16 protein-coding genes and 1 pseudogene are annotated in these 21,786 nt (G+C 39.4%); 10 read left to right on the forward strand and 7 right to left on the reverse strand.

Translation table 11 applies throughout. The features are described from left to right. Nucleotides 1–1,460: 1,460 nt before the first annotated feature. The 5 genes from K3248_RS03135 to K3248_RS03155 form a co-directional block, all read right to left on the reverse strand. A complete protein-coding gene (locus K3248_RS03135) occupies nucleotides 1,461–6,437 on the reverse strand; it encodes a DEAD/DEAH box helicase (RefSeq protein WP_220716908.1) in 4,977 nt (1,658 codons plus the stop codon). A gap of 567 nt (nucleotides 6,438–7,004) precedes the next feature. Beyond that, entirely contained in the window at nucleotides 7,005–8,585 is a 1,581-nt protein-coding gene (locus K3248_RS03140; RefSeq protein ID WP_220716909.1) for a YfjI family protein, read from the reverse strand. Continuing rightward, complete coding sequence (locus tag K3248_RS03145) at nucleotides 8,582–9,475, reverse strand: DUF7146 domain-containing protein (RefSeq protein ID WP_220716910.1); 894 nt, start codon at nucleotides 9,473–9,475, stop codon at nucleotides 8,582–8,584. The genes K3248_RS03140 and K3248_RS03145 overlap by 4 nt, the downstream gene beginning before the upstream one ends. Nucleotides 9,476–9,574: 99 nt before the next feature. Continuing rightward, on the reverse strand, nucleotides 9,575–9,775 hold the full coding sequence (locus K3248_RS03150) for a helix-turn-helix transcriptional regulator (RefSeq protein WP_007347430.1): 201 nt from the start codon (nucleotides 9,773–9,775) through the stop codon (nucleotides 9,575–9,577). Nucleotides 9,776–9,984: 209 nt separating this feature from the next. After that, nucleotides 9,985–11,151 carry a tyrosine-type recombinase/integrase gene (locus K3248_RS03155; RefSeq protein ID WP_220716911.1) on the reverse strand — a complete coding sequence of 389 codons (1,167 nt, stop codon included), beginning with the start codon at nucleotides 11,149–11,151 and terminating at the stop codon, nucleotides 9,985–9,987. A 165-nt stretch (nucleotides 11,152–11,316) separates the two neighbouring features. Between K3248_RS03155 and K3248_RS03160 the strand changes: the two are divergent. The 5 genes and pseudogenes from K3248_RS03160 to K3248_RS03180 form a co-directional block, all read left to right on the forward strand. Then, nucleotides 11,317–11,553: pseudogene (locus K3248_RS03160) on the forward strand (PBSX family phage terminase large subunit); the annotation flags it as partial. Then, entirely contained in the window at nucleotides 11,538–13,556 is a 2,019-nt protein-coding gene (bgtI, locus tag K3248_RS03165) for a BaGTA-type gene transfer agent portal protein BgtI (RefSeq protein ID WP_220716912.1), read from the forward strand. The pseudogene K3248_RS03160 and the gene bgtI, both read left to right, overlap by 16 nt. 13 nt (nucleotides 13,557–13,569) lie before the next feature. Further along, nucleotides 13,570–14,463: a hypothetical protein gene (locus tag K3248_RS03170; RefSeq protein ID WP_220716913.1), complete on the forward strand. Its 894-nt coding sequence runs from the start codon at nucleotides 13,570–13,572 to the stop codon at nucleotides 14,461–14,463. Between the two features lie 96 nt (nucleotides 14,464–14,559). Continuing rightward, the gene (gene bgtG, locus K3248_RS03175; protein ID WP_220716914.1) at nucleotides 14,560–15,684 is read left to right on the forward strand and encodes a BaGTA-type gene transfer agent major capsid protein; all 1,125 of its coding nucleotides are present in this window, start codon (nucleotides 14,560–14,562) and stop codon (nucleotides 15,682–15,684) included. A gap of 21 nt (nucleotides 15,685–15,705) precedes the next feature. After that, complete coding sequence (locus K3248_RS03180) at nucleotides 15,706–16,086, forward strand: hypothetical protein (RefSeq protein ID WP_220716915.1); 381 nt, start codon at nucleotides 15,706–15,708, stop codon at nucleotides 16,084–16,086. Nucleotides 16,087–16,097: 11 nt separating this feature from the next. Here K3248_RS03180 and K3248_RS03185 read toward each other — a convergent pair whose 3' ends face one another. Next, on the reverse strand, nucleotides 16,098–16,484 hold the full coding sequence (locus K3248_RS03185) for a hypothetical protein (RefSeq protein ID WP_220716916.1): 387 nt from the start codon (nucleotides 16,482–16,484) through the stop codon (nucleotides 16,098–16,100). Then, the gene (locus K3248_RS03190; protein WP_220716917.1) at nucleotides 16,477–16,728 is read right to left on the reverse strand and encodes a type II toxin-antitoxin system prevent-host-death family antitoxin; all 252 of its coding nucleotides are present in this window, start codon (nucleotides 16,726–16,728) and stop codon (nucleotides 16,477–16,479) included. The genes K3248_RS03185 and K3248_RS03190 overlap by 8 nt, the downstream gene beginning before the upstream one ends. A 105-nt stretch (nucleotides 16,729–16,833) precedes the next feature. Between K3248_RS03190 and K3248_RS03195 the strand changes: the two genes are divergently transcribed. From K3248_RS03195 to K3248_RS03215, 5 genes are read left to right on the forward strand one after another with little or no spacing between them, the layout of a single operon-like run. Beyond that, nucleotides 16,834–17,541, forward strand: a complete 708-nt coding sequence (locus K3248_RS03195) for a phage adaptor protein (RefSeq protein ID WP_220716918.1) — start codon at nucleotides 16,834–16,836, stop codon at nucleotides 17,539–17,541. Nucleotide 17,542: 1 nt separating this feature from the next. Next, nucleotides 17,543–19,003, forward strand: a complete 1,461-nt coding sequence (bgtE, locus tag K3248_RS03200; RefSeq protein ID WP_220716919.1) for a gene transfer agent protein BgtE — start codon at nucleotides 17,543–17,545, stop codon at nucleotides 19,001–19,003. Beyond that, nucleotides 19,003–19,440, forward strand: a complete 438-nt coding sequence (locus K3248_RS03205; protein WP_220716920.1) for a hypothetical protein — start codon at nucleotides 19,003–19,005, stop codon at nucleotides 19,438–19,440. The genes bgtE and K3248_RS03205 overlap by 1 nt, the downstream gene beginning before the upstream one ends. Then, nucleotides 19,430–20,275 carry a BaGTA-type gene transfer agent maturation protease BgtD gene (bgtD, locus tag K3248_RS03210; protein ID WP_220716921.1) on the forward strand — a complete coding sequence of 282 codons (846 nt, stop codon included), beginning with the start codon at nucleotides 19,430–19,432 and terminating at the stop codon, nucleotides 20,273–20,275. Before K3248_RS03205 ends, bgtD begins: the two co-directional genes overlap by 11 nt. Nucleotides 20,276–20,334: 59 nt before the next feature. Continuing rightward, nucleotides 20,335–21,786 (forward strand): hypothetical protein, encoded by a 1,452-nt coding sequence (locus K3248_RS03215; protein WP_220716922.1) that lies wholly within the window; start codon nucleotides 20,335–20,337, stop codon nucleotides 21,784–21,786.

The raw sequence follows: 21,786 nt of genomic DNA on the forward strand, positions 1-21,786 counted from the left end.
CCCATAAAAGGGTATTGTATAACATAGCCACACCCGACAAAATCGTTATATATGCTAATCATAGCATAAAAGATAGTCAGTTTTTATAATGGGAATTAGGTTTATCGCAACCCATTCGCTTACGGTTAAGTGTTTTCATCACTTGATTATTTATATAACAAAATACGTATTTATTGTCAATTAATTTATGAACTTTTTTGATATTTTTTATGATTTTTTTAATTCATTGTGTGTAAATATTATTTATATGCTTATTAATTGCTTCTTTTGTATTATAGTCTTTTAAAGCTATATTATGGACTTTCTTAAACGATAGCGTTCTTTTTTGAATCTATACATTTATAATATTTAGAAACGCTCTCATTATGCGTATTTTTATCTTTATAACCTATCTTATTTTTTTACTAAATGGTTTTTAAGATTTCTGTTAATTTCTTTTATAACACATTTGCAATTTAACAGCCTTTTATAGGAACTGTCTTTATAAAAACGCTTTCATTTGCATTGTGATTATAAAAACCTGCTTTTTTCACGCATTCTCTATAGCTGTTATATTCTTTATAGCCACAGCATCATTTTTCATTTTCATAAGAGAAAGGATAATTGTTATTTATAGTCTGTTATGAAAACATCTAAAGAAAGATTGATAACTATAGAGATTAGCAAAATCGCTTTTAATAGACTTTTATCATTTTTGTCAGTTCTTTTTAGACCCTATATTATTTTTTTTTAATGAGAAAAAATTAAAAACATTATATTTCAATATGTTAGTAGTTTAATGATACAACCCATATCGACAATACAACCTTAAATACAGCTGTAAATATATATTTGTCAGTTATCTGTCAGTAAATTGAACCGACAAAATGATTATCTTAGAGAATGATTAAAACACGTCTTATGAAAGCATGTGATCTTTTAAAGCCTTTCAAAAGAAAGGGGGTATAATCATAAGAAATGCTATCAAGATCATTATGGTTATGAGTTTTGAGTATTTTGAAGATTTTGAGGGTTCCTTTTACGCCCCCTTATATATTTTTTTCAATCAAAAAAAATAAAAGTTATTATATTTCAATATGTTATTATTTTAATAATACAACCTATATCGACAAGATAACCTTAAATTCAACCCATAGTATATTTTTGAAGGTATTTTGAGGGTTTGAGAAACCTTCAAAACCTATAAGTAATATAAGAAAATGAATATACAAATCTCTCTTTAAACAAGGCTTTTAAAAACAATAAAGCACTCATTTGAGATTACGGTATAATCTCTTAAAGGCAATCCAAATAAGGGTGTTTAAAAGTGCAAGTTTTTTCTTTTTAGAATAACGCATGATAAATTATTCCTTTTAAGATTGTATGTAAGCAATTTATAAAAGGGATATAAATCTATAGTTATAAGACCCTATACCCCTTATAAAATTAGCATGCCCATTATGTGAGCATGCTTTATGAGTTTATTCAGTTTCTCTTATTTCTAATTTTGGTAGGTTTTTAACGATTTTCATGGTTTCTAAACTTACGGTAATAACCCTTTGGAATAACTCCAATGGATATGCAGGGTTTCCAATGGTTTCAACAGCATAGCGATTGGCATCATTCACAATACCACTCTTTTTATCAGTCTTAACGCATTGACGTCCCATAACCCATTCAAGAGCAGGCTTGCCATTGATGATATATTCATAAGCTTCAAGAGGAATGTCTGTTATTGTGATATTGCTGTTATAAATAACTGTCGATTTATCCTTTTCCTTACTATCCTTAATTTTTGCGAATTTCATTTCAGTTACATAATAAAACTTTTCTGGATTAGAGATATCAGTTTGTTTCGGATTGCCTTTTTTAAAGGTTACTGGATAAGGTTCCACATCTTCATAATTTACGTGTAAATGACCCAATTCACGCCCTGCTGTAACAAACATCCAAAAATCATCAGCACTCTTTACACAAGGAATGCGAGGGAGTTCTTTGCATAAATTATCAGCATAACGGGCACGATAATCTTCTGAATGTAAGAGCCCGTAAACATAATAGAATAGATCATCTTTAGTTATGGTTTCATTCGGATAAGCAGCTTTAAAATGTGCTAACCCTTCATCAGTAATGGCATCACGCCTCTGTAAACCAGCCGTTTTGCTATTTTCTGTAGTATTTGCAAATAAATGGGATTGTTTTTCACTTTTACTTTTTGAAACCGTAGTATCTTCATAAATATAGCGTGGAAAGCATTGACCTGTATCTATTGCATGAAGGTTAGGCAGATTCTTCGCCATAAGTACAGAAAAACCACTCATAGTTCCTACAGAAGCAACTTGAATCACCTTATTTTCAGCTGCTTTTCCCATAGGAAATATCCGCGGCATTTGATAGACTCTATCATTGAAAATTCGGTTATAATAAAGCCAGTGTTGTGTAAAAGGACGATATAGACTTTGAATAAGGCATTTATCTTCAAATTCAAAAAACTTTCCTTTTACCAACTCTTGTTTAATGTTATGGCTCCAGCTAATTTTACTTGCATCTGAATTGACGAAATTATCTACAATGTTGATACGTGTTTTATGGTCAGCGTGTGAATAGGCATGATTAAAACGTTCAACTTCGCTGTTATAAAAGGCAATCATATTGTACATATTTTTTGATAAAGATGCATGACTTGAATTATATGCCCAAGCGTCACGATTGGTTTTTAGACCACAAGAATAGGTATAAAAGAGCTTTTTATTATTACCCTTCTTATCACCCAAGGTTAGAAAGTTAGCAAAACTGTTATCACGTTGATTAATCCAATCCCCATGCTCGTTTGGTGTAATCGTTTGCCAACCTTGTTTACTCCGTGAAATGCCACCCACACTACCAAAGTATTTGAGAGCTATAAGTTTATCTTTTGTCGTGAGATTATGGCCAATGTCGTGATAGTAAATTTTACACTCTCCAGAAATATTGGGATTTTTGATAAATAGTGTTATGGCGATACCCGTCATACTTCCATTGCCAAAAATATTTTCTCCTTCTTGAGAATTATTTTTATTCATCATATTTTTACGAATATCTCCCCGTAAATTAAGCACGTAAATACTCGTAAATTCTTTAGCCAAAGATTTTCGTAAACTATCCATAGTCGATTTTTCTATATAACCAGAACCAGAAACAAAACCGATTACCCCCGCATTATTAATACGGTCACTAGCCCAGCGAATAGCACGGATATAATTATCATAAAGTGCTTGCAATAGATTCGCTTTTGATTGAGCAGCGTAGGTCTCACGGATACGATTATCTAATATTGGATAAGGACTCTTCTTTGCGTTGTCGTTTTCGTCTTTTTGTCCTACCGAATAAGGAGGATTACCAAAAATAACTTCGATATCCAGATTTTTCTGGTGTTCTAAATATTCACTGTTTTCTTTAAATAATTTTTGTAGCAGACTTTTTTCTTCAAGCATCCGGAATGTATCAGTCAAACCAATATGCTTAAAGGGAATATAATCTCCTTTCATAAGACTATGATAGGTCGATTCAATGTTAATGGCTGCTATGTAATAAGCTAAAAGAACAATCTCATTAGCATGGATATCATAACGGTATTTATATTCCATATCCTCTGGTTTTATAAGATTTGATTGTAACAACCGTGTGATAAAGGTTCCAGTTCCAGTGAAAGGGTCAAGAATAGAAACACCACGTGATCCTAGGCTTTTTCCAAATTCATTGCGTAAAACATCATCAACAGAGTGAATGATAAAATCCACAACCTCAACGGGGGTATAGACAATCCCAAGCCTATCCGTGGTTTTCTTAAATGCCTTGGCAAAAAAGTCTTCATAAAGTTTAATAATAAGGTTTTGTCTTGCTTGGGGGGAAGTAATTCCAGAGGCACGGAATTTTACACTGTCATAAAACTCTTGTAATTCTTTTGATACTTGTTTGATATTGGTTTTATCCAATTCAGCTAAGATCTTTTCCATGGCTTGCGAGATGCTATTGTTCTGGACAAATTCATTGCCGTCAAACAAAGCTTCAAACACGGGGCGCGTGACAAGATGTTGTGCTAACATCTCAAGCGCTTCCTCTTGTTTGATATCGCTGTTTAAGTTGTTTTTTAGTTCTTTATGAAAGTTCTCAAAAGCATGATAAGCTTCACTGGTTTTATCAGAAAGTATATCTTTAAGACGATTGATATGGTTTTGTGCAATTTCAGCGACATTGTCAGCCCAGATGCCCCAATAATCCGCAAGGGTAAATTTCTTAGCCAAAAGGGTTTTAAGGGCATTAGGAAACTCTTTATAAAAGGGTAATCTTCCTGTTACGCTATGAATGTATTTTTGTGGTTCATAGGCTGCTTTTCCAATATCAAGCCCCGCGCTTTCTGGTTTCTCATAAACATGGATTTTATCTTCAACCGTCGTCATACTCTTTAAGGCTACAATCTCTAAAGTATGACTAACGTCTTGACCTAAAATCATCTGGTTAAGGGTTACCTCAAAGTTCTCATCATGGGAAAGCAAAGCATTGATCACTTGCCAAACAACACTGTATCTCTTGTTGTATTTTAAAGCCTCTTCAGCAGAAATCCCAGCCGGTACCCCAACGGGTAAAATGATATAGCCTCTCTTCTTGCCTTTGGCACGGCGCATGATACGCCCCACCGCTTGTATCACATCCACTTGGCTTTTACGCGGGTGTAAAAACATAATGGCATCAAGAGCAGGAACATCAACACCTTCAGAAAGACAGCGTACATTGGTGAGCACACGGCAAGTGTTTTCCCCCGCATCTTCCTTTAACCAATCAAGGGCTTCATTGCGTTTCTTGGCACTTTGTGTTCCATCAATATGGGCAAAGCTACATTGAAGAGGCGGGCTCTCTTTATAGAGCTTATGAATACCATACAATTCTTTCTGTATCTCTTGAGAGTTGAATGTATCACGGATACGTTCAGACGTTTTTATGTCTTTACAAAAAGCCAAAGCCCGCCGCATGGGATTGGGGTCATCACTTAAATCAACCTTCAGATCTATTTTACTCAAGGCTTGATAACAGCCTATGATCTTGGTTTTATCATCAAGGGTAAGTTCATAATTCTCATCGGTCATCAGATGTTGAATGGATTCACTCACTTCCTCTTCATTAACACCTAAGACAATAATCTTATAAGGAACTAAGAGTTCATTCTTCACGGCTTTAGAGAATGTGTAGGTGTAAAGCTCTTTCCCATAGAGTGCTTCATCATCCATAGACGCCAGAATACCATTCATCTCATGGGCTTGCTTTTTGGCACTATCAGCAAAGATCTTAGGGGTTGCTGTCATGTAGAGGCGTTTTTTGCCTTGAATGATGCTGTTATCATGAACCTTGATAAATTCAGATTCATGCTTGTCTGTTCCTAATACAACCCCAGTTGTACGGTGTGCTTCATCACAAATGATCAAATCAAATTCGGGTAAATCATATTCCTTTTGCGCATCGGAAATCACTTGAATGGAATGATAGGTCGAAAAGACCACGGTCATCACATCAAGAGAGGTTTTATTAGCTTTACGTGCAAGCTCTTCAGCATCCGTTGTCGCCGGTAAGACAAGATCAGAGGCATCAAGACCAGATTCATCATCATGTTTCCCTTTACGACGCTTGCCCACTTGTGTATCCGAACACACGGCAAAGGAACGCAAGGGGATTTCTGTATCAATGGTCCATTCACGAATTGTTTGTGACATCAAAGCAAGGGAGGGTACCAGAAACAACACACGCTTGCCTTTTCCTGCTATGGTTTCTGCTATCTTAAGACTAGTAAAGGTCTTCCCTGTACCACATGCCATAATAAGCTTGCCACGGTCTGCTTCTTGCAAACCTTCACAAACTTTCTCAAGCGCTTCTATCTGATGATCTAAAAGTTTTTTTTTCGGTTGTTCTTTAAGGACGGCTTGTCCTCTTTCTTTATAAGCCCCCCAATCAATTTGACTGTTTTCTAAATCAAACAGATTAATCTGTTGAATACGAACTTCTTGTCCATCACACGTGTTGTTAGCATTATCACTCCAATTGCTCTCAGTACTATCAACCAGAATGCGACGCGTGAAGATCTTTTTGCCAGAAGCAGCAATAAAGCTATTAATATCTTCTTTTTTAATGATGTGAGAAGCATCATAGCATTTACATTGAATAGCCGCATAACCTCCCTCATCACGGATTGTAGCGACCAGATCAATACCGATATCACGCCCATCTTCATCATGTTCCTTAGCCCATTCCGAATAAGTCTGAACCTTTTCGTATTCCTGCTTTTGTAAAGGGTCTTCAGATAAATAAGCCTTCACAAGGTTTTCAAACAGCGTTCCCAATTCACGGGGTGATTTTGCTTGTTGACGGTAGAATTCTAAGAGAGAGCGTAAAGAGACGTGTTCATGATCAGGCTTAATAGATTGCAGCATATTACAACAGAGCTCCATTTTGAGATGAGAGGGTTAATTCTTTTCAAAAGAATCAAAATGAGGTTTATTAAATCCATTTTGAACGAAATGAGAAAAAAATGCAGAAAAAGCGGATAATTTTTTCAAAAGGGGTTTTAAAGGCACTTTATCCACAGCCTATGACGCAAGCCAGATGAGCAAAGAAGTGAAATTTGCTTATCGTTTGACGTGTTAATCAAGACAAATGCAATACGTGTTTAAAAACATCAGAATGAGTATTTTGATAGGTTTTATTACAAATTTTATAGAGAGGTTTTGAAGGTTTCTCAAACCCTCAAAATACCTTCAAAAATATACTATGGGTTGAATTTAGGGTTATCTTGTCGATATAGGTTGTATTATTAAAATAATAACATATTGAAATATAATAACTTTTATTTTTTTTGATTGAAAAAAATATATAAGGGGGCGTAAAAGGAACCCTCAAAATCTTCAAAATCCTCGAAATTAAGAGATAAAAAGACTTTGAAGGTTCATGACACAAATAAAGGTTATAAAGTTTAGTGTTTTATAAGATTTTCAGATTGCCTATTGTGATATCTTATCACTTTTCACTAAAGGATGCCATTCATAGCGTATAGTAGGTCGACCGCTTTTGGAGTTATTGTCTCCAGAGATTTCGCGAATATAGTTACAACGACATAAAAGCTCTAAAGCTTGCTTAACGGCTCTATTGTCTTTTAAATGCGTCCAACTTCTTTGATGAATATCACGTAAAGTAAAAACATCGGGCAAACAATCACAGCGTTCAACAATCAATTTTGCACGCTCTGCTGTTAATGTATCCCCAGCCGTATAAAGACGTTTTGCGTGACTTATCAGATATTTTTCCCAACGCAATGCTGTTGTGATGGCATAGAGACCAATTTCAAAACCACCACTATCAAGAAGTTCAAAAATCAACGCAAGGCTTGCTATGGTCTTAGGCATTTTCAAAAGATGTGATTGTAAGCTTTCAGAGAAACAACCACTTTTTGCCTCTCTATGAAGATTTTCTAGCCATTCATAAAATTTCTCTTGTGCTTTTGGTATAAAACGCATGGTAATGGGCTGTTCTGGAGAACCTAGCCGTTTATCACGAAAAGAACGAAAAACGCTTTCATACTTTTGCCAGCCCTCTTGATTGGGCGGTCTATCAACCAATTGCCACTCTTGATTTTCATCGGGCCACACCAGCATTTGAAACCGTTGTAATAAACCGTCATCGTTTATTCCACGGTGTATTGCTTGAATGATAGGAATAATTCGTGAAGGTTGAATGCCTCCAATCATTGATAAAGTTACATGGGGAATAAAAATGGTTCCACGCTCTATACGGTCATAGGTAAATTGATCATCTCCATTGAAAGCTGTTAAATAGAAAGAACGGTCTGTTTGATATTCCTTTCTCTCTAGATTGGTTAAAAAACCAGATAATTCATCACGAACCATCAAAAGACCACGAGGGTTTTCTTTTAACAATTCCCCAAGCTTTTCAACCGTGACATCATTGACGATAAAACGAGAGACCTCATCATCATGAGCACTGTCTTTAGAGAGCGTTTCAAACAACAGAGCACGGGCTGTTTCACACTCTCCTTTTTTAAGCGCTTTATTGGCTTGTCTTTCTTTTTCTCGTTTGTCTAAACTCTCTAATCTCTTTTCAATTTCTTGTTTTTCTTTCTGTTTTAACCACTCTTTATACCATTGCTTTTGAAGGCACGTGATAGGCGCTAAAGCGGCTTTCATGGCTGGTGTTTTATATGTTGATGATTGACCAATAAGAGCGCCCCAAAGATTAGGAACAATTGTCCAATCATCATATTGTTTTGGAGCAACCCGCACGCCATTGCCAATGACAGCAGCCAAGCCACATAAAGCAGAGACAGCAATAAAATCGAGAGGGGCTTGTTGACGCTCTGAAACGTCATAAATATAGTCCATGAATGGGATTGGGAGCTGTAATGGATTAAAAGGTTCGACAGGTAAAAGAGCCGTAGCAATGGGTTTTAATTCCCCCCAACCATTTTGTTGCAAGGCTTGTTCATAAGGAATGGCTTTTAAACAAGCATTATCGTTATCATTGACGGGGGTATTTTCATTGTTGTTTTGTAAATTACACTCTTTCATAGTTCCCTCTTTTGAGAAAGTAATACATTATTAAAGTCCATTCCTTTTGGAGCTTGCATGATAAAGACCTCAAAGCCTTGGCTATAAGCACGCTTTGCAAGGGTAAAACCTGCTTTACGACCCGCATCATCGCCGTCCATTGCGATTGTCAGACGTGCTTTTATCAGGGGTAAATTCATACGCATCATGCCACTAGTCGAAAGAGACGCCCATACATTCACGGGCTCTGATAACAAACCAGACAGCAGAGAGAGACCGGTTTCAATGCCTTCACAAATGACAAGATGTTTTGGATTGTCTTGGCTTAAATGCACAGCACCACCCATGACAGAACCCAACATGGCTTTTGCTGGTTTCTGATCTGTTTTGCAGCCATTGGTTTGTAAAAAGGTTCTATGAATGGCAAAAGAGCCAGCTCCCTTAACAAGAGCAACCAACGCGGGCAGTGTTATCCCTAATGGGTGTGGACATTTGTCGTGAAAACGTAAATCAGCAGGCAATTCACAAGTAATCCCCCGCATACGTAAATAGATTTCTGCTAAAGTATCTTTTATTGGTTGACCTTGTTGCCAAATCTCTCTTGCTCTCTCTGCTTTCTGTTTTGTTTCTTTGAGATCAGCAGAAAACTGTTTTGAGAAAGAGAGCCTATGATCATAAGCTTTATCAAAAAAGGCTTGTTTCCCAAGCAAGCCAATTCTTCTAAGCGCTTGTATGATCTCTTTAAAAGAGCAGCCAGCATAACAAGTGAGTAAGAGACGCCCATCATGTCCATTAGAAAGAGATAAGCTAGGCAATTGATCATCATGGGCTGGACAACGGGCACTTCCATAATGCCCATGCCAAACCCCACGCAAGGCATTTGTGATGCCCTGAGAATTTTCATAAAACATATTATTGTCCTGTTACTTGCGTCACAGAACGGATTTTTCTATTCATTCTTTGAGTGAAAATGGAAAGCCTTGTCTGTCCTTACGTGACAAGGTTTTCTTTTATGCGACGTCGTTATAACGTTGCTGTTTTGCTTGCTCTATTACATTCAAAAGATCTGATTGTAACCAACGCGATAAGAAACCAAATTTTAAAGGCTTTGGGAGAGAGCCATTGGTCACATGACGGCGGAATGTTGAAACACTCATATGAAGTAATTTTGCACTTTCACGGTCAGTTAAAAGAATATCGTTTTCTGTCATATTAAAATCCTTTCAAGAGTAAAAAATAGAAACAAATCATGCCCATTTATTAAGCACATTTTGGAATCATTGGAAAGGTATTTAGTCTATAGAAAACAGTATTTTATCATACATTTTCTCATGTGATAATTTATGAGAATTATTGAAAGGAAATGAGAGAAGAGAGAGAGCAAGTTATCCACAGATCATGGGGTTATGCACCCCATATCTTAAGATTGACCCGTGACATACGCCGCCCATTTATCCATATAGACACGGCGCTGTTCTAAATAATCAGTACGACGATAGGCACGCTCTACTTTACCCCCAACCGTATGACTTAGAATAGTTTCAGCGACTTCATAGGGGGCATCGGTTGTTTCAGCGAGCCAATCGCGTAAACTAGAACGAAATCCATGCGGGCATGCGTTTAGCCCAGTCTGTTGCATATATTGAGCCATACAATTTACAGCAAGAGGACCTCGACCGGTAGCAGAAAAAAGGAAACCATTGCGAGACAAAGGACGCGCTTCTTTAATCACTTCTAATGCTTCTGATGATAGAGGCACACGAAATTCTGTTGTAGCATCACGTCTACCTTTCATACCTTCAGCAGGTATGGTCCAGATATCATCTTCAATTTGATCTTCACGAATATGACGCAAAGGATTGGTACGGACACCTGTAAGGATAAGCAAGCGCAATGCCAAATGTGTCATCGTTGTTTTTTGGCAAAGCATTTTATAAAAAGCGGGCACATCTTTCCAATTCATTGACGGTATGTTTTGTGTTTTATGGCGTTGTTTACCTAAAAGAGCGCGTGCTTTTTCTGTTGCTTGTAAATCAACATCCAATCCTAATGCAGCCGCATGTTTGAAACAAAGATTAAGACGGGTAAGAGCTCTATTAGCTGTTGCAGCTTTTGTATGCCAAATAGGAGCGAGGGTATTGCGTATCTCTGTTTGTGTAATTTCTGAAACGGGGAGGCAACCTAATTTAGGGAGAATATGAAGTTGTAAAGGCGAAAACCAACGCCCATCTTTACCATCTCCTTTTAATTCAGCTTTACGACTTTCAAAAGCATCTAGAGCAATATCTTTTAAATAATGGAGATTACTTATTGCCTCACGCTTTTGTTTGTTGCGCTCTTTAATGGGGTCACGACCCTCATGCAAAACAGAACGCCACCCATTTGCCAATTCACGCGCTTGTTTTAAAGAGACATCTCTTAAAGCACCCAATCCCATTTCACGGCGCCGCCCGTGAATGGTATAACGGTAAATCCATTGAGCACCTCCATCTTTACGTTTGTGAAGAAGCAAGCCGGCACCATCATTATATTTGCCAGCCCCCAATGTTGCGACAGACCTTGCATTAAGACGGTTCATAAGAGCCATTTTTACTCCTTTCTTATACAAGTTTGATCCACACACTCATCCCGCTTGTGATGTGCAAACGGGTGGTTTTGATTGATTCAAGATAAACAGATTTGAAATGAGAGAATCTTACGTTATTCGGGACTCTCATTCAATATGAACAACGCTAGATTATCATTATAAATCAATGTGTTATCTAATGAAGAGACGACCGTAGCGGGTCGTAAGGCACTGAATTGGTATCACGAGAAATGGGATGAGAAGCGGAATATAGGGTTAGGGGCAGAGCATGATTGGTCGAGTCATGGGGCCGATGCCTTTGGATTGATGTGTGTGGGTTATGAGCAGCCGATACAGAAACATAAGAGAGCAGCTTATAGCGATAGAGAAGCCTATGAGAGTACGTCATGGATGGCACAATGATGCATGATGAAGAGCATATAGAGCAAGAAAGTCAGGTTTCAGATTTCTCAATGGAAGGTTTGTTTCGTAAGCTTTTAAGCTGGTACAAAGAAGATGTAGAGCATGTGAACAAATGGCGTGAGCAAGCGCGTGAAGATTTTCGTTTTTACAATGGCGACCAGTGGAATGAGACTGATTTAGCCGCTTTAAAAGAACAACGCCGTCCTGTCATGACGTTTAACCGCATTGCTCCACTTGTGAATGCGGTTGTTGGATCTGAACGCAATAATAAGAGAGAAGTGCAGTTTATTCCTCGTCAAATAGGCAAGGCCTTGCCTAGCGAATTGCTCACTGGTGCAGCAGAATGGTTTCGCGACATGGCCCATGCGGAATATGCGGATTCAGATGCTTTCCAAGATGCTGTCATTTGCGGTATGGGCTGGACAGATACAAGGCTTGATTATGAGAGTAGTCTAGATGGGGAGCCGGTTATTACACGTTTAGACCCCTTAAAGATGGTTTGGGACAGCGCGGCCATACAACCGAATTTAACCGATGCACAACGTTTGTGGTATGTAGACCGTAAACCTTTGGAAGTTGCAAGACAAATGTTTCCCAAAGCGCATTGGAGTGAACTAAGTGCGGATTGGGCGCGTGATGGGAGTTCTTATGAAGGGGTTCATCACAATGCTTTTGAAGCTTATGATGATGAGAAGGGTATTGATGTTGAAAATGGCCGCCGGATGGTCACGCTAGTTGAATGTCGTTGGTTTGAAAGTGAGAGATATTATAAAGCGCCTGATTTAGAAACGGGTGAACTTCGTGATTATAGCGAGGAAGAATTTAAGCAACTTCAGTGCATGATGCCCGATATTCAAGGAGCTGCTTTTCATAAAAAGGTGGTTAAGCGCGCTTTTTTAGGCAGGAAAATTTTGCTTTGTCCAGACCAGCCTTTGGTTCCCGCCGGTCAATTGGGTTGGGAATGTATAACGGGGTATTTTGATAAGATAGAGCGTCAATTTTATGGGGTTGTTCGCCCGACCAAAGATCCACAACGCTGGGCAAATAAATATTTCAGTCAAGTGATGCATATTCTCAATAGCCAATCCAAAGGGGGGATAATGGCAGAAAGAGGTGCATTTGAAGATGAGAGGGAAGCGGTAAGGAGTTGGAGCAGAGTTGATAGTATCACGGTGCTTAAATCAGGAGCGCTTGCGGGTGGAAAGATCCAACCCAAACCGGTCACTCAGTTTCCAACAGGCTTTTTCCAACTGTTTAATGAGGCGAAAGAAGCGATTAATCAGGTCACGGGTTTATCGCCTGAGTTTATAGGGACGAGAGAAGTTTCACAAGCAGGGATTTTGGAAGCACAAAGGCGCCAATCCAGTCTCAATCTGCTTGCTTGTTTGTTTGATGGTTTACGTTTGTATCGCAAGCGTCAAGGGAAGCTTATTTTGCACTTGATCCAGAATTATTTATCCGATGGTCGCTTGGTACGGATTTCAGGAGAGGAGAATGCGCAATATATTCCCTTAACCCGTGAAGCTGTGATGCATGTTGATTACGATATTGTTGTTGATGATGCGCCCACCAGTCCTAATGAGAAAGAGCGTACCTTTGGTATTATCACGCAATTGTTACCGTTGCTTCAAAATGCGGTTACACCGGATATTATGCTTGATTTGCTTCGTTATTCTCCCTTGCCGGCCTCTCTGCTTAATCGTGTAAGTGAGAAGGTACAACAGCAGCAACAAATGGCACAACAAGCGCAACAACAGATGAATCCAGAGCAGGAAATGCAGTTGCAAGAAAAGCAGCAAGACATGGCGACGAAAACCCAAATGCAACAGATGGATTTACAACAAAAGCAGATTGAATTGTTCATGCGTCAAAAAAGAGCGGAATTGGAAGCAGAATTGATGCAACAGCGCCATGAACTTGAACGGCAACGCATTTACAATGAGCAGATGCAAAATCAGATCATGCGAGAAAGAGCGGCCAGTTATAGAGGAAGAAGCATTTGAGAAAGGTTAAAGAATGAATGCAGAACTGAATGAAGGACTGAATGAAGATTATGGAACAGAGGCATCCGTTTTTGATGATGAGGGTTCTTTTGAGAGCGCTCATGATAGAGGAGCGGTTGAAAGTGATGATGTCTCTTCTTCAGAGCCGGTTGTAGCAAAGCCTGTTCAAGAGCCTTCAGAGATTACTATCCCTAATGGAGAACAGCAACGTGCTGTAGAACAAGCCAATCAAGCCCGTGAAGCACTTACGAAGTTTTATGAAGCGCAATCCCAGATGTCTCAGGTTGATGGCAAGGAAACGCCTCCCAATCCTAGTGAAGATATTATTGGTTATATGGGGTGGATGGGCAAAAAGCTTCAAGAGCAGGATGCGTATATTAGAGCGCAGCAAGATGTGCAAAGGCAAGCGTTAGAATACCAAGAATTTAATGGGCATTTAAATCAGTTTTTAGAAAGTTCCGTTACCTCGGTCAAAGATAAATACAGTGATTTTGATGCGGCGGCAGATTTTCTCTATGAGACGCGCGCCAAGCAATTGAATGCATGGTCTTCTATCTATCCCACTTATGCCCAGAAGAGCACGATCGATGCGATTATAGGAGATGAGTTGCGAACGATAGTAGCCACTTGCGCACAAAAGGGGGTTAATCCGGCAGAAGAGCTTTATAGGATCGCGCAAAATCTTGGCTATCAAAAGCAAGCCGTGCAAGCCAATGATCAAATTGCAGCACTCCAGAATCGTCAGAATTCAGCGCGGACATTAACGGGCTCTGGTGGTGGAGGCCGTGTTGGTCCTATGACCAAGGAAGTTCTTGCGAATATGTCAGAGAAAGAATTTGATGCGTGGATATCCAATCCAAAGAATGAAGCACGTTTTTATGAAATTATGGGTGTAGATCCTGATTAGGTAAGAGGTTTTTCCACATAATCCGCCTTTGATGCGGGTTTTCCACCGGCTTTATTCAGCCGGTTTTTTTTACAGCAAAGAAAGGTGAAATCAAAAATGGCAACAACACATATAGGGACCCATGATCCGCAAGCGGTAAAATTGTGGTCACAGAAATTAGGCAATGAAGTTTTGAAGGCGACGAAAATCGCCCCCTTGATAGGGAAAAGTTCAAACAGCATTATCCAGCTTTACAATGAAACCCATAAGAGTGCAGGGGATAGCGTTACCTTTAGCCTGCTGGTTAATTTGTTTGGAGATGGTGTCACGCAAGGGGAAACCTTAGAGGGCAATGAAGAAGCGCTTCAATTTATGAATGACCGCTTGGTCATTAACGAGCTCTTACATGCAGCGCGTGTTGCCAATACGGATTCGATTGATCAACAGAGAGTCTTACCGAATTTGCGCAAAAAGGCCAAGGAAGGTTTGGTTCGCTGGTATGCTAATCGTTTAAGCATCATGTTCTTTCTTCAAGTGTGTGGTTATACAGCAAGCACGCTTAGTGTTGATGGTCGAGAAGTTTATATTAAACCGGTTCATTACGGCTTTAATCCGATCATGGCGCCCAGCAGTGAACGCATTATCCGCCCCGATGGCAAAACCAAAGATGAAGAACTTACCGATAAAGCCAAACATAGCTTTAGCCTTAAATTGATTGATGAAGCGGTTAAACAAGCAAAGCTTGCCAATCCGCAAATCTCTCCTGTTCACGTCAATGGTGATGATGTGTATGTTTTGTATTTGCACCCTACCCAAGTGATGCAATTGCGCACCAATACAGCCGCTGGTGAATGGTTAGATATTCAAAAATCAGTTTATGCAACCTCACGTGCAAAGAACCCAATCTTTGATGGATCTTTAGGTATGTATAATGGCGTTGTTTTACGGGAAGCTATCCATGTGACCCATGGTGTTAAATCGACAGATTCTACAGCCGTAAAAAGCGTTCGTCGTGCTGTGTTCTTAGGAGCGCAAAGTGCTGTGATCGGTTTTGGACAAAATCATAGTGCAACCCATTACACCCTCAAGGAAGAATATTTTGATTATGAACGTGAATTTGGCGTTGCCGCCAAGACGCTTATTGGCATGAAGAAAACCCGTTTCCAGATGCCTGGTAGTGCACAAACAGCCCAAGATTTTGGAACGATAGTTATCCCCACCTACAGTGGTGAAGCAGCGTAATTTTAAAGGAGGAAACAAGAGATGGCAGATCATTTACCCGCCCCATTACAGGGGAGAAATCTTCATACGCAACAGGTAAGCTTTTTACGCTTAAATATCTCGCATAAAGAGAAGTCCCTTACGGAGAGAATAGGGATTTTACCGCGTGGAGCTGTGATTACGTCGATCAAAGCCTTTGTGAAGACAGCGTTTTCGGAAGCCAAGTTGAAGATAGGCAGCAGTTATGGGGGAAGTGAATTTGGTGAGAAAGAGATCAAGACCCAAAGCACACAAGACTTTACACCCACAGATCAGAAAGTTTTTGTTGGAGATGATAAGGAAACGACTCTTTACGCTACCCGCGACAAAGCCACAGCAGCAGGTGAATGTGTTGTGGTTGTGCAGTTCGTGACTAATCACTGAAATTAAGGGGGTTAATGCCTAGAAACTTTTTTAAGAAGTTTTGTTGCTTTAACTTCCTTAATTTTAAGTGCAATCTTACGCATAAAGGCAATGCTAAAACATTCTTGTGGTCTTATAGATTCAAAATCAAAAAAATCTTTGCAAGGAGTAACGTTAAATTCATCAACACATAGCCAAGAATCTTTTGTTAGCTTTGCACGCTTGCATTCTGTTTCAGGGATTTTTAAGCTGAATTGCAAATTATGAGGTTCTTGTGAAGTGATGGGGAATAAAAAGAAATGAGTGTCTGTTTTTACGACAACACAAGCAGGGCGTGATTTACGACCTGAATCTTCGCCCTTTTGGGATTGTTCATGCCATAAGTAATAATATCTAATAACGTCACCTACCTTAAACATTTTTGTCATCTTTTAAAAGGTCATCTAAGCCGCGGTCTAAGTCATCTAATATATCTTTTGGTGCATCCATATAAGAAAATACTTGTGTACTGGAACGAGATTTTATCAACTCTTTATATAAATCGATAGGAAGCATGATAATTTTTTCACGTCCTCTTTTCGTTAAAGCTACAGGTATGGACATAGCTTCATCTAAGATATCACCAGTTCCGCGGTTTATATCTGTAAAACTATACTTTTTCATAAAAATACTCCTACGCTAATATGCACTATGCATAAAATACATACTTTATGTATTTTATGCAAGTAAGAGTAATGTCAAGAAAATTTTTCATTGAAAGGTATTTTGATGGCACGTCATTATATAAGGATTAAGACGGGAGGTCCTGTCCAAGAGAGGCAGGATGTTTTTCGTCATAGAAGAACCCTTTCTCATCTTGTGTCTGTTATTCAAGACGAAATCGATGACATCACGGATGAATATATTGGGCAAATCCAAGAGAGTATTTTTGCTGCTATTCGTTTTTGCGAGCGGGAAAGTTTTTACTTTAACGAAAGCCGTGATGTTGTGTTTAATACACAAGCGGGAAAAGCTCTTTATGATGCAAGTGATACCCCCCACCTTGAAACGGCAGTCAAAATCAAAAGCGTTTATCTTTCTTCAGATCAATATCACAAGGTTGCCTTAGAACAGAGAAGTCCTTTTGCGTTAGAAGCTTCGCTTTCTTCAGCACAGCAAGGAAGACCTGTTTGTTACAGTTACTTTGATAGGAAATTGCATCTTTATCCCACACCGGATCAATCCTATCAGGTTCAACTTATTCTCTCTCCAATGCGCTTGGAAGAATTAGAGAATGCGGATCAAGAACATCCATGGTTTGTGCACGCGTTTGATTTGATTAAGGCGCGTGCAAAATATGAATTGTACAAGAATATCCTTAAAGAGCCCGATTGTGCAGCCGCGGCTTATAATGATTTTAACGAACAGTTGCATGCCTTGCGTGCAGAAACGTCAAAACGTCATAACGATATCAGAATCATTCCAACGGATTTCTAACATGGTTTTTTTTCCAGTTGCGGATTACCGCCCAGATGTTGCGGTTGTCAACGGCAGCTTTACAGATACACTTGTGAATGTTTTACCGGCAGATGGTGGCTACATTCCTATGCCTAGTGCAACGGTTGTTTCTAAGTTGCCTTTGGCAGAGAAGCCGTTGGGTTGTATCGCCTTTAGAAGTGGCAATGGTGTCAAGATCATCGTAGGAGGCAAGCAAAAGCTTTATAGTTATGATAGTCAAACGCAGGGTTGGAAAGATATAAGCCAAAGTGGTGTGATGTATCATGCGCATGAAGATAATCAATGGTCGTTTGCTTTGTTTGGTCAAAGAGTTATTGCGGTCAATAAAAATGATAAACCGCAAGTCTTTAATGCCCATAGTTCTGAACGGTTTGAAGATTTAGACGGCAATCCACCGAAAGCAGGGTTGGTGAAGGTTTGGGGACCTTTTGTTTGTCTGATGCAACTCACAGATCACCCCAATCGCATTCATTGGTCTGGTTTGGAAGATGCAACCCATTGGACCGTTAAGCAGAAAAATTGCGATTTTCAGGATTTTCCGGATGGAGAATATGTACAGGGTGCAACGGAATCTACCAATCCGCTCATATTTATGCGTTCTGCTGTTTATGCAGGAACTTTTGTTGCGGGTTCTAAGATAGTGTTTACGTTTCAAAAGATCCAAGACAAGCGAGGAGTACGCAGTGCAGCTTCTATAGCTTGTCGAGGCAGTGATGCTTTTTTTGCCGGTGATGGTGGCTTTTATCAGATGCGTTTGGATGGACAACTTTTGCCGATAGGCTTTGAAAAGGTTGATAGAACGGTTTTTAAAAACTTTGATAAACTTGCCCTTGATGAGATGCAAGGAGTGATAGACCCCGTTGATAACCGGATTTACTGGTCCTTAAAGAAAGGCAATAACGAGCAAACGACCTTTGTTTATGATTGGGGTTTGCAGAAATGGTCGACGATACAGGGCAAGCCTTTCACGTTGTTTCCAGTGTTTACGACAGGTTATACTTTGGAACAGTTGGATGAGATCTCAATAAATCTTGAGTCCTTGCCGGCTTCTTTAGACAGCCCCCGTTGGCAAAGTGGTGCACCTATCCTTGGGGCTTTTAATGAACAAAATCATCTTGTTATGTTTACAGGAGCGCCGATGGAGGCAACTCTTGTATCGCAAGAGATGGGGGCACCGGATGGAAGTTTTAGCTTTATCACGAAGATGTTTGCAGAGGTTGATACAACGCAAGGTCTTTTAAGCATAGGTGAGAGAAGATTGCGTAATCATGATACGCCGATTACATGGCACAAGGAGAGGGGGTGTTCTTATATTACGGGCGCTTATCATGGTCGCTCACGCAATCGTTATCACCGCTTTAAATTGCGTATTCCCGAACATGAACTTTGGACGATGATTACTGGCTTTAATGCGGATTTACGTCCTTTAGGTAGGGGATAATGGCAAAAGTCTATTTGACCAGTTCTTGGGATATGGAGCGTATAGCGCCTTATCTAGAAGAGATACTTGCGTCATTGAGTGCGTATGTAGAGCGTTTCAAACATGAAGTTACGTTGCAAGAAATCATTGAAGCCATTTGCACGGGCAAAAAACAGTTATGGCTTGTTTTGGATGATGACGAGCGCTTTTTAGCAGCAGTTACGACCCAGATACAAGAAACCGTTTTAGGAAAGAAGCGTGCCTTGATTTGTGAATGTAGTGGCAAGGGTGTTCTTGGTCTTATTGAGAATTTGCACTCTATAGAGGATTGGGCAGTTGAGAATGGTGCTTTAGAACTGGAGATTTTAGGGCGTTTTGGTTGGAAACGAGCACTCAGCAAACAGGGTTATGAGATAGATATGCTTTACTATAGGAAGGATTTGAGACATGGGGAGTAGGAGCCCAACAGAAACACAACAAAAGCAGGTGCAAACAAGCGCCCCTCCTGCTTGGATGGAGAATGTCTTTAAGCGTGGTGGTGCGGATGCTTATCAAATGTATAATACAGGGATGGGTGGGAATGTTTATGGTGGACCTCGTGTTGCGCCATTAAGTGATCAGACGCGCTATGCCATTGGTGGACTTGGGAGTATTCCTAGCCATTACCAAAATCGTTCTTTGATGAATACAGTCTACAATCCAACATCAGCAGCAAATAATCTTGGAAGAATGGCTTCTGGTGATCTGGTTGGACAAAATCCCTTTTTTAATGCTGCTCTTCAAAAGAGTTTAGACCGTGCAAGAGATACTATTCATAGCTCTTTTGCAGGAGCAGGTCGTTATGGGTCCGGTGCACATACGGGTGTTTTGGCAAATGAACTTGGAGCTTTGTCTACAAGTGCTACAGCGAACCAATACAATCAAGATGTACAAAATATGATGCAAGCGAATGCAATGATTGACCAAGCTAACCAAAATCAGTTGGGTGCTTCGAATAATTTCTTACAAGGTTATGGCAATGCTTATTCTAATGCCATACAGGGTGGAGGTGTGCTTGATAATTACAATCAGAGAGTTGTTGATGCCAACCGCGAACGTTGGATGGAGCAAGACAATAGCGGTTGGAATAGATTGAACATGTTAATGAATGCGGGGCATGGTTTTGCAGGAAATTATGGTACGACTATGAATAATATGACAGGTTCTGAGATGCAAGGCAACGACCCTTGGAAGAACGCTATAGGGATTTTAGCTAGCCTTGGTCAATTTGCTTCACGTTATACAGGAAAATAATGAGAGAGGTGATGATGAAGATAATAACAAGTTCGGTTTAAAATGAAAAGGGTATAGGAATGTCAAATAAATTCAAGGATCTTTTAATAGGAATGGTTGATACCATGTACGCCATGGATCCGTTGGCGTCACGTGTAATCATGAATAATGCACGTTTGTCACGAGAGGAAGCAAAACAAAAAGCAAATTATTTGCCTTATGGTATGCCCTCTTCACCTATAGCTACATTTGGTTCGCAAGCAAATCCTCTAGGTTTAGCTAAAAATATTCCTCCCTTACCAGATGTAAGTTCCTTGAAGGGAATAAAAGGAAATTTACCATTTTCTACATCTTTAAAACCTGTAACGAACGTTGACTCTTATTCATATCCTTTAAGTTTACCTAAAGATATGTCGCCTTTACCCGATGCAAGTTCTGAACCGGAATTATTACAAATAAAACAAAACCAATTTCCAGAACCTATTTCAACGAAAGAACCACAAAAGTCTGTACCGCCACAACAAGGTGTCATTCCTAACCAATCGGCTGGTTTTCAACAGAGTTTTTGGGATCATCTACGGAGTCGAGAGTTTTTACAAAGATTATCGGATTATGGAATTGGTTATGCCTTATCAGATGGGACGGTAGCACAAAGCTTAGCGAGTGGAGCTATGAATCTTCGTCGTGGTGATATGGAAAGAGAAAAAAGCAATCAAGTTAACCAAACTGTCGAATACCTGAAGTCTAAAGGCTACAGTGAAGAAGAAGCGCGGGTTATGGCAAGCAATCCTCAAATGCTTAGTGCACTGCTAACAGGTGGTGATAAACCTAAACTTTCTGTTGATTACCAATTGATTACCAATCCTGAGACTGGAGAGTATGAAGCAAAGATTATTAAGGGAAGTAAGACATATGACGAAATACAACAGCGTGAACAGTTGAAAAAATTACAAATAGTAGATGCTCAAATTATGAAAGAGAGCATGAAAAATACGATAAATGAAGCAATCAAAATTCTTAAAACAAGTCCTGAATTAGCCGCAGGGAAAATGGGGCAATTTTTGCAAAATTTGTGGAACACACCAGCAGCAAGTTTGAAAGGTCATCTTGAATCTATCAGATCTGGAGTGATGCTTCAGAAATTAGCCCTGATTAGGTCAATATCAGGTACTGGCGCTTCGGGATTAGGTCCTTTATCTGATAAAGAAGGTGTGAAACTAGAAAATGTTTATCTGAGTATACAACAGAGTAATAACCCTAAAGAGCTTATAAGAAATTTGGAACGTTTACAGGAAATTTACAGTAAAGTCACAAATGCTCAATTATCTATTTTGATTAATGATAATATTTCACCTTCAGATATACTTGCAGCATTTGGAAGTAAAGCACAGCATTCTATAGATTCGCCAACTCTTACGGGAAAGTATGCGGGCGTATCATTTATTACTACAAACGAAGAGGTACAAAAACTTCCTAAAGGATCAAAATTTGCCTTTCTTACTAACAACGGCATAAAGATTTATGAAAGGTAA

Origin of the sequence: Bartonella raoultii, assembly GCF_019659805.1 — a bacterium.
GTDB classification, from domain to species: domain Bacteria; phylum Pseudomonadota; class Alphaproteobacteria; order Rhizobiales; family Rhizobiaceae; genus Bartonella; species Bartonella raoultii.